The following is a 12,962-nucleotide window of genomic DNA, read 5'->3' on the forward strand; positions in this document are numbered from 1 at the left end:
ATTGCTATGCGATCCTTGCTATTTAGAAACTTGATACTTACGATTCCCACAGCTTTAATATTTACAGTTGTTGGGTACGCTGTTAGTTTACCAATGAGTTTTCATATTGATGCTTATGCATTAAAATGGCAATTCAATTTTCGTAGCCCTTCAGATTTAAGTATTCAAACACAAAGACTTGATAATCTGAGAAAATTTCAGACTATGGTAGCTCTTGGAAGTACAATTTTGGGAGTTATAGTAGCTCAAACAACTTTTGTTGTATATACACTTGTTGAAAAAGGCGATCGTGGAAGCCAAGACTAAATACCTGTTAGAAACTGACTATATTATCAAGTAAATCTTAAGTAGGGTGTGTTACGGCTTTAGCCTAACGCATACCATGTAACTGTTGATAGTTTCAAGCAGTTTTTGGGAAATCTAGAGGTATCGTTTAAAAAAAATCTATGAATTTACCTCTTAAACACTCAGTAGATACCCTTAATATAACTTTAGAGCGTGATGTTTTCTTACGCACCTTAATTCGTGAACTATCAGGCACATTACAGGATGTTGTAGGCATAGCAGAAGCTTCTGGATTTATTAGTGTAGTTGGTGAACGCATGGGTAGCCAGATAAACCAAGAATACAAGTCTGCCCTAGAAGTCTCCCAACTTTCTCGCAAACAAGTTGCCGATGTTTTAGTTGATTTAAAAAAACGCATCCAGGGCGACTTTTATATTATTGAGCAGAATGATGAAAAAATTGTGTTTGGCAATCGCGTCTGTCCCTTTGCCGAAAAAGTGCTGAATCGCCCTTCGATGTGTATGATGACCTCCAACGTCTTTGGGACAATTGCAGCTAATAATGCGGGATATGCCAAAGTGGAACTGCAAGAAACCATAGCAGAGGGTGCTGCTGAATGCAGAGTTATTGTTTATTTAAAACCCACAGAAGAATCGGAAGATGCAGAAGGTCGAGAATACTTTAAGGGGATATAAGCCTAAATTTGTCGTTGAAATTTAAAGATATTTAAGCCCCTTTCCGCGTCAAAGAGGGGTTAGGGAGAGGTCAAGCCTGCGAATTTATCCGTGGGGTAATTAATTTTAGCGTGAGTTCGATGGAGCTAAAAAACCTCTTCCCTGCGGGGAGAGGCTTGGAAAGCTTTATTGTTTCGTTCAAAACTAGAAAATTTTTGCCCTTCTTTGCGTCAAAGAGGGGTTGAGGAGAGGTTTATCGAACTCACGTTAATTTTAAATTTTTAATTCGGAGCGTAGCGACGTGACTCCTGAACAATTTTTGGAGCTAGCAAGAGTTCTACCAGAACCTTTACTTTTAGTTGATGGTGAAGGTCATGTGCTTGCTACTAACAAACCAATAGCAGATATATTGAGCTTACGCCGTCAGGAACTACAAGGGAGAATGCTTTTTGATCTTGTAGATGAGTCTCCCCACGATGTTACAAAGTATCTACAAGCTTGTTCTAGTAGTCGAGCAATGGTTATTGGTACTTTGACTTTATGCAAAAATGACGGACAAAAAATAATCTGTCGTAGTCAAGGTGCAGTCATTCAACCTTGGTCTCCTGAATCTTCGGCTTTAATTCTCTTACGTCTAGAAAATCGAGCTACAGCCAGCAATAACTTTATCTTACTAAATAAAAAAATAGACGAATTAGCCAAAGAAATCCAAAGACGTAAACAAGCAGAAGCAGCTCTTGTGAAAGCCAATGAAGATTTAGAAATTCGTGTTGAAGAACGCACAACTGCTTTTAAAGCAGCACAAAAAGAACTACAAATTACCCAAATTCAGCTGATTCAAGCCGAAAAAATGTCTAGTTTAGGTCAAATGGTTGCGGGTGTTGCCCATGAAATTAATAATCCCGTCAGTTTTATTGCTGGCAATCTTTACCATGCGAATGAATACACTGAAGATTTACTAGAATTGGTGCAGCTTTATCAACAATATTTCCCTGATACTCCTCTAGAAATACAAGAGCAAATAGAAATTATAGATTTAGATTTTATTATTCAAGATCTAACCCAACTTTTCCATTCAATGAAAGTAGGAACAGAACGGATTCAAGAAATTGTTAAATCTTTGCGTAACTTTTCGAGACTTGACGAAGCAGAACTAAAACAAGTCAATATTCATGAAGGCATCGATAGTGCTTTAGTAATTCTAGAACACCGTTTACAAGCTACACATGATTCCCGAATTATCCAAGTCATCAAAGAGTACGGAAAACTGCCTAAGGTAACTTGTTATTCTAGTCAATTAAATCAGGCATTAATGAATATTTTGACTAATGCAATAGATGCTTTAGAGGATACGTCTATTAATGGTCGATGGTCAAAAATTAATTCAACAACTGAAGATTACCCTCTAATTAAAATTAGTACTGAGGTAATTGATGAAAAATGGATTGTCATCAAAATTGCTGATAATGGCTCAGGAATGAGTGAACAAGTACGCTCAAAGTTATTTGATCCCTTCTTTACAACAAAACCTGTTGGAAAAGGTACAGGATTAGGATTATTTGTTAGCTATCAAATTATAGTGGAAAAACATAGAGGAGAAATTAGCTGTTCATCTACACCAGGGAAAGGCACGGAGTTTATAGTTAAGATGCCAGTGAATATAGTTGATTAAACATAAAATAACCTGAGTTCGATAGCTCTAAATAACTCCTCTCCCTTGTGTGTACACTATAGTTCCGCGTCGGAGATGGGTTGGGAAGAGATTCATCGACCTCATACCATTTCACGAAAAGCCTGATACAAATAAAGCATCCAGAATAAAACCCCAACCTGTAATATTCGCAACAATTGATGTGTTTAATTCCTCAAGACGTTGCCAAATAACTGTTCTTAACTCGTCCAAATTAGCAAAGCATTCCCAACTTAAATTCCTTTTTACTTCTTCCCATAAACGTTCAATGGGATTGACTTGGGGAGTATGTGGAGGTTGAAATAATAAAATAATATTTTCTGGAATTTTAAGAGTCTGGCTTAAATGAAAAGCACCATTGTCTAATTGAAGTATGTGTATATCTTCCGGATACGTAGCTGCAAACTGTTCTAAAAAGATATTGAAGCAAGCTGTGTTGAGATGAGAGAATTCCCAAATATAATACTCACCAGTTAACGGCTCTACTAAACCATATAAATAGAAATTTTCTCGTTTCCATTGCATGATGCCAATAGGTTTAATGCCACAAAGCGTGATCAGTCTTCCTAATTCTGTTTTTAATCCTACACGGCTTTCATCACCACACCAGTATCTAATTTCTTTATGTTTATCTTTTGGCTCTATGACGTGTTTTTTTATAACTTCTAGGTATTGTGGCAGTTTTTTTTAAATTCTAATTCTGCTTCTTCATTGTGTTTTATCCCTACTGCTCTTGGTACTTTTAACTTCGCTTTCATTCGATAGCGTACTGTATCATGTACTACTTTATACGACGCTCTCACACCTTGAACCGCTTTCAACCATGTTCGGATTTCTTCATAGCTTTTAAATCCAAATGGCTGTTCAAGTTCTTTTAAAAGTTGTTCTTTGGTCGAACCATCAATAATTGGCGGTCGCCCTGGACTTTTTTTTGTTGACAATAGACCGTTTATTCCCGACTCTGTATATGTTTTTAACCATCTTTGCACTGTCACTCTTTCTCTGCCTACGACAAAAGCTGCATCCTGTACCGTTCTTACTTGCCCCATTTTCAGTAAATACAAAGCTTGAACTCGTTCACGGCTTGATGCTGTTTTCTGTTTGACGAGCAGTTCATGCAACTGTTGGACTGATTCTTTTATTTCGACTTTGGTGACTCCAACCATTTTTACCCGTTCATATTTATTCCTAATTTATCTGTATCATACTTTTAGTGAATTGGTATCACGTTAAAATAAATTGAAGAGAAAATTTTTTTATTATTACTTTGTCACAAACAAAATTGATACTCTATATTTTATAAATGCAGTATCAGAAGTAATTATAACCATCTTTTCTAAGATAGCTTGTGCTATTAAAAGTCTATCAAAAGGATCTTTATGATATTCAGGTAGCGATGCTGCTTTAACAGCATGGTATTCTGTAATTGATAAAAGACTCAACTGAGTATTAATAATAGCCTGTAATAAATTTTATGGAGTCTTAAGCTGCCCTTTTTTTCTGACGATATCGAACGTACTTTTTCACTAGTATACATAATATTATTTAGTTAGAAATTATCGACTATTGAGATGAAGAAGCAACATTTTTGACTTAGAGAATTATTTGGTGTTAGTTAGGTAAGTCTAATAGCTAATAGCTATGCCGAATAGCTATTAGCCATTAGTCAAAGTCTAGTTTATAATCCCTCGGATTGTTCAGGAGCGATCGCACTGACTTGAGTAGTCTTAACCAATGTTGCTTGTAACATCGGGGTACGAGAAATAGAGTTATTCGCCAGGGTAAACAGCGGATTTGACAAAACCCCTGCGATGGTAGTGGCAATTAAAGTCGTTACCAGCCCCACTTGCAAAGGTCTCAGCCCAGGTAAATCCCAACGCACTTCGGGGTAATTCTTCACCACATCGGACATTTCTTGCGGTTCTTTGACTACCATCATCTTGACTACGCGGATGTAGTAATAAATGGAGACGACGCTAGTAACTAAGCCCAGCAAAACTAACCAGTAAAGACCAGCCTGCCAACCAGCCCAAAACAAGTAAATCTTGCCGAAAAATCCAGCTAGTGGTGGAATACCGCCTAAAGAAAGTAGGGAAATACTCAAACCCAATGTTAACAATGGGTCTTTTTGGTACAAACCAGAGTATTCAGCTATTTGGTCGGTTCCTGTCCGCAGAGAGAATAGAATTATGCAGGTAAAGCCGCATAGGTTCATGAACAGGTAAACCAGTAAGTAAAATATCATGCTGGCATAACCTGCCTGAGTCCCTGCAATCATCCCAATCATCACAAACCCTGCTTGAGCAATGGATGAATAAGCTAACATCCGTTTCATGCTGGTTTGGGCGAGGGCGACTACGTTACCCAAAATCATACTCAGAACAGCAAGGGCAGTGAACACAAATCTCCACTCCTCAGCCACCAGAGGGAAGACTGTGATCAGCAAGCGAATAGCTAAGGCAAACCCAGCTGCTTTAGAACCGACAGATAAAAAGGCAATTACTGGGGTGGGAGCGCCTTCATAAACGTCTGGTGTCCATTGGTGGAAAGGTGCGGCAGAAATTTTAAAGCCAATACCTGCAATTACAAACACCAAAGCAATTACTAAACCTAACGATTGACCAACGTTAGCGTTAGCGATACCGTTGGCTATGGCTCCTAGTTCTGTTTGTCCACCTGAAAGACCATACAACAGTGAGACACCGTACAAAAAGATTGCTGTACTGGAAGCTCCAATTAACAGGTATTTTAGCGCCGCTTCATTAGAACGGGGATCACGCTTGGTATAACCTGTCAGCAAATAAGAGGAAATACTCAGGGTTTCTAGAGAGATGAAAATCATTACCAACTCACTAGCCCCGGATAAAAACATCCCTCCTAAGGTAGCAGTCAGCAAAATTGCGATAAATTCGGCTAAAGCAGTACCACTCTGCTCAATGTAGCGAATTGACATCAATATAGTGACAATGGCAGACAAAGCGATAATACCGCGGAAAACGATACTGAGGTCATCACCATTAAAACTACCAGTAAAGGAAATGGGATTAGTTGCATCCCATTGAAAATATAGGGCGACAATCGCAGCAAACAAACCTGCGATCGCTAGATACGCAATCCAGCGTGAAGACGTGCGCCCCGAAATCAAATCAACAATCAAAACCCCTAAGAAGGTGATAATTACAATCCCCTCTGGCAAAATCGTTCCAGCATTTAACTGGGATGCAAGATTAGCAAAATCCATGAGATATATAGGTTTTGGCGATTAGACATTAAGGCTAGCTGAGTTTATTCTATCTATTGTTATCAGCTAAAGTTACATTAACCTTTTTATTTTTGTGTCTTAGTGTCTTAGTGGTTGAAGATTTAGTAACCACCAAGGCACTAAGACACCAAGTATTTTACAGCTAGATGATTCTTAAACAAATAAGCAGTCCAGTTATCTACTGAACTGCTAGTTTTGGGATTATTTTTAATTGGGTAAATGATCTTAAGGCTTAATAGTCTCGTGAGTATCCACCACCGCTTTTCCCCCAGTTGCCACCGCCAGAGCGAGTACTTTTCTCCTCCCGTGGTCTAGCTTTATTAACTTTCATTACACGCCCCATCCATTCGGCACCATCTAGAGCCTCAATGGCAGCATCTTCTGCGGCTGATGATTCCATTTCTACGAAACCAAAGCCTCGTGCGCGTCCAGTTTCCCTATCTGTAGGTAGTTGAACGCGTTTTACAGTCCCGTAATCAGAAAATACTTTAGCGAGGTCGTCTTGTGTGACGCTGTAGGATAGGTTCCCTACGTAGATTGACATGAAACTCTCCAGAATCCATTGATGCAGAGATGTTCATCGGTCGAGCCGTTTGCAATTATTACTAACAACAAGATTCGGATCGTCGAAATCACTTCTCCAGGATTATGCTAGCACAACTTAATATCTAGCAAAATCTGAATATTTACCTTTGTCTAAATGTGTGATTAGATGCATTGTATTTAACTATGATTACTATTTTGTTTGTTTATTCTTCTATCCATAAATCAGGTTTGTACAGCAAATTCCTCTGGATTAATTTTCCAGTTTATCTAAATTCGTAATTCGTAATTGTTGGTTCAACAAGAGATAACCAAGTTCCAAATCGAGAAATTAATTTAGCATTAATATACAAAATTTTATTCATACTCAATTCAGAAGTTCATACTTATATTGAACTAGAGGAAGAAATAGATGAAGAAAACTTTTATGCCTTGATCAATTCGCTTTGTAGAAAGCGCGATCGCTCTCCACTTCTCTCGATAAACTAAAATCAAAGCTTCCTGCTTAGGCGTAAGCTTGTCAATCAGCGACATACCGCCAACCTTCCGGCTCATATTCCCGCTGAATTTTCACCATCCAATGACCTTGAGAAATAGAAATAGCTTGATGTTCTTCATGAACAAGTAATGCATTTGCTGAAAATACACGTAGGTACAAAGTGCCATCTTGCTTAGATAATTCGGCTTTTCCCTTAGAAATACGATGCTTATGCCCCGTAACTTCGCCTTCTGCCAAAATTAAATGATGTATCTTTTGTCCTGTAACTTCTTACACAGATAGTAATATAACATCACCTTTACGAATTGCTTGCATAGTTTAGCTTCCCAAAAATAGGTATAAACCTCACTTCGCTTTTGTTCTCAAGTCTGATTTAATTTTGGCACAACCTGTTTGGGAGATGGAAACATGAAAAGATCTAAAACAGAGTAATTTGATAATTGTTCATGTCCCTCTGCTTCTCAAGCATAGACCGTATCACTCCATTACACTTCAGGGGTATTTTGAAAACTGTAGTCGCCAATTTGCCTGAGATAAGTTAAAGATTGAAATAGCTGGAAATTCACAACCCAGCATTCCTCTGTTCTATCCTCTAAAAAGGACTGCGCCCGAAGTGAGGGCGAATTTTCCCCCTCACAGGCAGTTTGTGTGAGGATTAAATCACAACCAAAGCGTGACTAAAAAAGGATGAAGGATGAAAAAAGAGAACGAAGCCCCAAGACAGGATGAAAATTTCCTAATTTATCTCAGCCTGTGGTCAGCCCCCAAAGGGCATCTAGATACTTCTGACTTCATTCTTTAATTGGCGTTTTATCTTGATATTTCGTCGAATTTACCTCAATTCGACTGTTTAGCTGAGCAGCTACTCCTTTTATTTAAATTTCCATGTCAACTCTCGTCATTGTCGAATCTCCGACTAAAGCTCGTACCATTCGCAACTACCTGCCAAAAGGCTATCGGGTAGAAGCATCTATGGGTCATGTGCGTGACCTACCCCAGTCGGCTAGTGAAATTCCCGCTGCTGTCAAAGCAGAAAAATGGGCGCAGCTGGGGGTAAATGTGGATGCCGACTTTGAACCGGTGTATGTTGTCCCCAAAGACAAAAAGAAAATTGTTACCCAGCTCAAAGATGCGCTCAAAGATGTAGATGAATTGATCCTAGCAACTGACGAAGACCGGGAAGGTGAAAGCATTAGCTGGCATTTATACCAGTTGCTGAAGCCGAAAATCCCCACAAAGCGGATGGTTTTTCATGAAATTACTCAAGATGCCATCAAAAAAGCTTTGAAAAACTGCCGTAATATTGATGAGCAGCTGGTTCGCGCTCAAGAAACACGGCGGATTTTGGATCGATTAGTTGGCTATACTTTGTCTCCCTTATTGTGGAAGAAAATCGCTTGGGGATTATCTGCTGGGCGAGTGCAGTCTGTCGCTGTAAGGCTTCTAGTTAAAAAAGAACGTCAGCGCCGCGCCTTCCGTGAGGGAACATACTGGGATTTAAAAGCTTATTTAGAGCAAGAAAAAAATCCCTTTACCTCCCAATTAGTGACCCTAGCAGGTACAAAAGTCGCAACTGGTAGCGATTTCGATGCCGCAACAGGTCAAATAGTGGCTGGTCGCAATGTCGTCTTGCTGTCAGAAGAAGATGCAGTCAAGCTCAAGGAACGCCTAACAGGTAAACCCTGGAGTGTCAAAGATGTAGAAGAACGGCCAGTGACGCGCAAACCAGCGCCACCGTTTACTACCTCAACATTGCAACAAGAATCTAACCGGAAACTGCGTCTCTCAGCTAGAGACACCATGCGGGTTGCCCAAAATTTGTACGAGCAAGGGTATATTACCTACATGCGTACAGATTCCGTACATTTATCAGATCAAGCTGTAGCAGCAGCTCGTAGTTGTGTAGAACAACTGTATGGCCAAAACTATCTCAGCCCCCAGCCGAGGCAATACACCACCAAATCAAAAGGCGCACAAGAGGCACACGAAGCCATTCGTCCAGCGGGTAGCACCTTCCGCACCCCCCAAGAAACTGGTTTGAGTGGTCGGGAGTTTGCAGTTTATGACTTGATTTGGAAGCGTACCGTCGCCAGCCAAATGGCTGACTCTCGCCAAACCCAAATTAGCGTGCAGTTGCAAGTTGAAGATGCAGGTTTTCGCTCTTCTGGTAAGCGTATTGACTTTCCTGGATACTTACGCGCTTACGTCGAAGGTTCGGATGACCCAGAAGCGGCATTAGAAGACCAAGAAGTAATTTTGCCTAGCATGAAAGTAGGCGATCGCCCTAATTGTACAGATATAGAAGCCGTTGGTCACGAAACTCAACCACCAGCTCGGTACACCGAAGCTACTTTGGTAAAAACTTTAGAAAGCGAAGGTATCGGTCGTCCTAGCACCTACGCCAGCATCATCGGCACAATTATCGACAAAGGTTATGCTCATTTGGTGAGTAATGCCCTGATTCCCACTTTCACTGCCTTTGCTGTCACCGATTTGCTAGAAAAACATTTTCCTGATGTTGTAGACCCCAGTTTCACCTCCAAAATGGAGCAAACCCTGGATGATATTGCCGACGGTGAGGCAGAGTGGCTACCATACTTACGAAAATTTTACTTGGGAGACAAAGGCTTAGAAACCTTAGTTAAAGAACAGGAAAGTCAAATTGATGCTACTAAAGCTAGAACTGTAGAACTAGAAAATTTAGAAGCCAAAGTCCGAATCGGGAAGTATGGCCCTTATATCGAAGTTACAAACGGTGAAGGTGTAATTACTGCTTCTATTCCCAAAGACCTTACACCAGCCGACCTTGATCCCAAACAAGTAGAAGTACTGTTAAAACAAAAAACCACAGGTCCTGACCAAGTAGGTCGTCATCCGGAAACTGGCGAACCAATTTACGTGAAAATTGGTGCTTATGGTCCTTATGTGCAGTTAGGTGATAAATCTGACGAAAACCCCAAACCAAAACAAGCTTCTCTGCCTAAAGGTGTCACCCCAGAGAACGTCACGCTAGAAATGGCTGTTGGTTTATTGGCACTACCCCGGACATTAGGAGTCCATCCAGCTACTGGCAACAAAATTCAAGCAAGTTTAGGACGCTTTGGTCCTTATATTGTTCATGACCAAGGTAAAGAAGGAAAAGACTATCGTTCCCTAAAAGCTAGTGATAATGTCCTGACAGTTTCTTTAGAACGGGCATTAGAATTATTATCTGAACCCAAAAAGGGACGTAGTTCTACTAATAGCAAGTCAAAGGCTGCATTACGAGAATTAGGCACACATCCTGAAGACGGTACACCAATCAACATCTACGATGGCCCTTATGGCCCTTACATCAAGCATGAAAAAACAAACGTCAGTATTCCCGAAGGGGAATCTGTAGAAAACATAACGTTATCTACAGCGCTAGAATTGTTGGCAACCAAAGCATCAACAACGAAATCCAGTCGCAAGACTAGTAAATCCACAAATTCTAAATCCAAGTCAACTACTAAGTCATCAACATCTGCTTCTAGAAAAAAAGGTACACAAAGTTAGTAAAAATAGAAGGGAACAGGAAAAATTAAATCAGTTACTACAGTTAACTGCTCCCCAAAGAGACGAAGGGGCAGGGGGAACAAGCCCTGCCCAAAGACGTGGAGCAAAGCGGAACATGAGTATGTTCGCGTAGCGTGTCGCAGACAAGCCCCGCCCGCCCTTACTTCGACTACTTCGACTACGCTCAGCACAAGTACGCTCAGTAACCATCTAAGGCGCTCGAACTTAGGCGTAGTACAAGCTTTGTCCCAGTCTCTCCCCCTTGCTCCCTGCTCCCTGCTCCCCTGCTTCTTTTGACTGCCCCTCTGCTTCTTTTAGTCAAGGAGCTAGAGGAAGAGTATTTTGACTCTTGACTCTTGATTCAAAATACCCTTCCTTTTGAGGATGCGGTCTTATAGGCTGCTCATGTGATACTCTAAAAAGTAAGGGAGATCACAACACCAAATTTTAGAAATAGCTCATGTCTAAAATAGGGATAGTCTGTATCATCCCAATTGCAAGCTAGAGGTGCAAAAGCACGCCAGTTGTTGCGTAGCTGCCGATCAAGATTTGAGTTAGTATCTCAGGAGCGCTCAGTTCAATGGATTATATAGAAAAGGTACTGGAAAAGCTGAAGGAATTAGCACGTAAGCTGATTGAGTCCTTGTTAGGACCAGAGGCTGAGCCGGAACCGGAACTAATTCCGATTCCTGTGAATGAGCGTTCACGTCGTCGCTAATAGCCTAAAGGTACCAAACTTGACGTTGCAACCTTTAAGCATTTTGGTGCTGCATGGGCCAAATTTAAATTTGCTAGGACAGCGAGAACCAGGAATCTATGGTTCTCTAACATTAGCTGAAATTAATCGCCTGTTAGAAGCAGCAGCATTAAATTTACAGGCGAAAGTTTTTCCTTTGCAGTCAAATCATGAAGGGGTTTTAGTAGATACCATTCATGGAGCATTAGATAAACATCAGGGAATTTTGATTAACGCCGGAGCTTATACTCATACTAGTTTGGCATTACGGGATGCGATCGCTTCCGTTAATCTGCCCACAGTAGAAGTTCATCTCAGCAACATTTATCGCCGAGAAGAATTTCGTCATCATTCTTACATAGCTCCAGTAGTAATTGGACAAATTAGCGGCTTTGGTTCCCAAAGTTATCTCTTGGGCTTACAAGCATTGGTACATTATTTAAGAAAGGATGAAGTCTAGAGACTGATGAAAATCTTTCTATAGTCAGATTTCATCTTTCTTTGATATGGCAAAGAGCATCAACAGTATTTTACTTCCTATCTCCTGCCCTCTACCTCTGATCACTGAGCGTACCTGTACTGAGGTAGTCGAAGTAAGTCGAAAAAAGCCGAAGTACTGCCTCCTTCCTGCGAACACACTTGATCCTTGATGTATGCGCTACTCACTTGTAAGTCGGTTTAGAGGTACTTTACTGGGAGTATCACTGGGGCAAACTTTGGCAAAACGTGATCAACAACAGCCTCAAGTTTGTACAGATGTGGCTGAAATTGCTATCCTCGGCGCTGAAAGTTTGATTGCGCTGGGTAAATTAAATTTAGATGATTGGCTAGAACGTCAATTAAAAAAATCTCCTCATTTAGATACACCTGACAGTGTTTCACCACAAGCTATACTTGCCGCAATCCCAGTGGCACTTTTTTTTCATGAAAATAAAATTAAATTACGACAAAATTTGTTACATCTGTTAAAAATCTGGCAAGATGACCCCATTGTTCGGGATGTAACTTTAGCATTGGGATATGCGATCGCTCAATCCCTTGTTGAACAACTTGAACCCCGAACCCTCATCCCCCAAACAATTGCTTTTATTGGAGAAACAGAGACTTCAGTACCACAACAATTATTAAAAGTTAATAATTTGTTAAAACAAGGAGCTGGGTTAGAAAAGGTGCAAGCCGAATTAAATAGAGAAATAGAATGGAGTCATGCAATTGGTATGACGTTTTACTGCTTTCTCAGTACCTCAGAAGACTTTCGGCTGACAGTTTTAAGAGCTATTAGCAATAACGATATTCAAAAACAAGATTCTTGGTCTTTACGTTCACAAACTATAGCTGCAATGACTGGAGCTTTATCAGGAGCTTATAACAGCATTATGGGTATTCCTGTAAAGTGGCAAGTTCGGCTGTCACCAGAAAGAGAAATAACCAGCTTTTCCCAAATGTTAGAATTGGCTGATGCACTTGTTGGTATGTGGTCAGGAGTGTATGCTCTAGACCTCAGTGCCAATAAAACTCAGGAGGATGAAAGTATCATGTCTGACGCACAGGCTACCCTTTGTATCTATGCGGCTCCTCGCGTCATCCGGTCGCGTTAATGCTATTGTCATCATTCAATAGTGTAGGTGCGAAACACTTAATAGTACAAACCCAGCCAGTCACCGTAAAAACGCAGGGGAGTAAGAAAAATAGAATCTGAATAAATTAGATAATTTATTTTTTGGAGGTTCCTAATC

General features: G+C 40.4%; 13 protein-coding genes. 6 read left to right on the top strand and 7 right to left on the bottom strand.

The annotated features are described in order from the left end of the window. Positions 1-6: 6 nt before the first annotated feature. The 3 genes from QI031_RS27875 (at position 7) to QI031_RS27885 (ending at position 2,631) form a co-directional block, all read left to right on the top strand. Positions 7-306: a hypothetical protein gene (locus QI031_RS27875; protein WP_281482806.1), complete on the top strand. Its 300-nt coding sequence runs from the start codon at positions 7-9 to the stop codon at positions 304-306. A gap of 140 nt (positions 307-446) precedes the next feature. After that, positions 447-980, top strand: a complete 534-nt coding sequence (locus QI031_RS27880; protein ID WP_281482807.1) for a methanogen output domain 1-containing protein — start codon at positions 447-449, stop codon at positions 978-980. A gap of 280 nt (positions 981-1,260) precedes the next feature. Next, positions 1,261-2,631, top strand: a complete 1,371-nt coding sequence (locus QI031_RS27885) for an ATP-binding protein (protein WP_281482808.1) — start codon at positions 1,261-1,263, stop codon at positions 2,629-2,631. A gap of 111 nt (positions 2,632-2,742) precedes the next feature. Here the strand turns inward: QI031_RS27885 and QI031_RS27890 are convergent, their stop codons facing one another. The 7 genes from QI031_RS27890 to QI031_RS27915 all read right to left on the bottom strand — a co-directional run bounded on the left by QI031_RS27890 (position 2,743) and on the right by QI031_RS27915 (position 7,190). After that, positions 2,743-3,330, bottom strand: a complete 588-nt coding sequence (locus QI031_RS27890) for an IS630 family transposase (RefSeq protein ID WP_343217867.1) — start codon at positions 3,328-3,330, stop codon at positions 2,743-2,745. Continuing rightward, on the bottom strand, positions 3,315-3,815 hold the full coding sequence (locus QI031_RS27895) for a helix-turn-helix domain-containing protein (protein WP_281480997.1): 501 nt from the start codon (positions 3,813-3,815) through the stop codon (positions 3,315-3,317). The genes QI031_RS27890 and QI031_RS27895 overlap by 16 nt, the downstream gene beginning before the upstream one ends. A 96-nt stretch (positions 3,816-3,911) precedes the next feature. Next, positions 3,912-4,106: a type II toxin-antitoxin system VapC family toxin gene (locus QI031_RS31825; RefSeq protein WP_425526048.1), complete on the bottom strand. Its 195-nt coding sequence runs from the start codon at positions 4,104-4,106 to the stop codon at positions 3,912-3,914. A gap of 221 nt (positions 4,107-4,327) precedes the next feature. Next, positions 4,328-5,890 (bottom strand): NAD(P)H-quinone oxidoreductase subunit N, encoded by a 1,563-nt coding sequence (locus QI031_RS27900; RefSeq protein WP_281482809.1) that lies wholly within the window; start codon positions 5,888-5,890, stop codon positions 4,328-4,330. 253 nt (positions 5,891-6,143) lie between these two features. After that, entirely contained in the window at positions 6,144-6,455 is a 312-nt protein-coding gene (locus QI031_RS27905) for an RNA-binding regulator (RefSeq protein ID WP_281482810.1), read from the bottom strand. Positions 6,456-6,850: 395 nt separating this feature from the next. Then, on the bottom strand, positions 6,851-6,988 hold the full coding sequence (locus QI031_RS27910) for a hypothetical protein (protein ID WP_281482811.1): 138 nt from the start codon (positions 6,986-6,988) through the stop codon (positions 6,851-6,853). After that, complete coding sequence (locus QI031_RS27915) at positions 6,975-7,190, bottom strand: hypothetical protein (RefSeq protein WP_281482812.1); 216 nt, start codon at positions 7,188-7,190, stop codon at positions 6,975-6,977. Before QI031_RS27915 ends, QI031_RS27910 begins: the two co-directional genes overlap by 14 nt. 648 nt (positions 7,191-7,838) lie before the next feature. On the opposite strand from QI031_RS27915, the gene topA reads away from it, so the two are divergent. The 3 genes from topA to QI031_RS27930 all read left to right on the top strand — a co-directional run bounded on the left by topA (position 7,839) and on the right by QI031_RS27930 (position 12,824). Continuing rightward, positions 7,839-10,490 (top strand): type I DNA topoisomerase, encoded by a 2,652-nt coding sequence (gene topA / locus QI031_RS27920; protein WP_281482813.1) that lies wholly within the window; start codon positions 7,839-7,841, stop codon positions 10,488-10,490. A 695-nt stretch (positions 10,491-11,185) separates the two neighbouring features. Further along, positions 11,186-11,686: a type II 3-dehydroquinate dehydratase gene (gene aroQ / locus QI031_RS27925; protein WP_281482814.1), complete on the top strand. Its 501-nt coding sequence runs from the start codon at positions 11,186-11,188 to the stop codon at positions 11,684-11,686. Positions 11,687-11,942: 256 nt separating this feature from the next. Continuing rightward, on the top strand, positions 11,943-12,824 hold the full coding sequence (locus QI031_RS27930; protein ID WP_343217830.1) for an ADP-ribosylglycohydrolase family protein: 882 nt from the start codon (positions 11,943-11,945) through the stop codon (positions 12,822-12,824). The last annotated feature ends 138 nt before the right edge of the window (positions 12,825-12,962 follow it).

The organism is Halotia branconii CENA392, from assembly GCF_029953635.1.
GTDB lineage: Bacteria > Cyanobacteriota > Cyanobacteriia > Cyanobacteriales > Nostocaceae > Halotia > Halotia branconii.

Bases quoted from the DNA above. Each gene is read 5' to 3' on its own strand.
- QI031_RS27905 (WP_281482810.1), bottom strand. From the start codon at position 6,455: ATGTCAATCTACGTAGGGAACCTATCCTACAGCGTCACACAAGACGAC.
- aroQ (WP_281482814.1), top strand. From the start codon at position 11,186: ATGAGCGTTCACGTCGTCGCTAATAGCCTAAAGGTACCAAACTTGACG.
- QI031_RS27910 (WP_281482811.1), bottom strand. From the start codon at position 6,988: ATGTCGCTGATTGACAAGCTTACGCCTAAGCAGGAAGCTTTGATTTTA.
- topA (WP_281482813.1), top strand. From the start codon at position 7,839: ATGTCAACTCTCGTCATTGTCGAATCTCCGACTAAAGCTCGTACCATT.
- QI031_RS27900 (WP_281482809.1), bottom strand. From the start codon at position 5,890: ATGGATTTTGCTAATCTTGCATCCCAGTTAAATGCTGGAACGATTTTG.
- QI031_RS27880 (WP_281482807.1), top strand. From the start codon at position 447: ATGAATTTACCTCTTAAACACTCAGTAGATACCCTTAATATAACTTTA.
- QI031_RS27895 (WP_281480997.1), bottom strand. From the start codon at position 3,815: ATGGTTGGAGTCACCAAAGTCGAAATAAAAGAATCAGTCCAACAGTTG.
- QI031_RS27875 (WP_281482806.1), top strand. From the start codon at position 7: ATGCGATCCTTGCTATTTAGAAACTTGATACTTACGATTCCCACAGCT.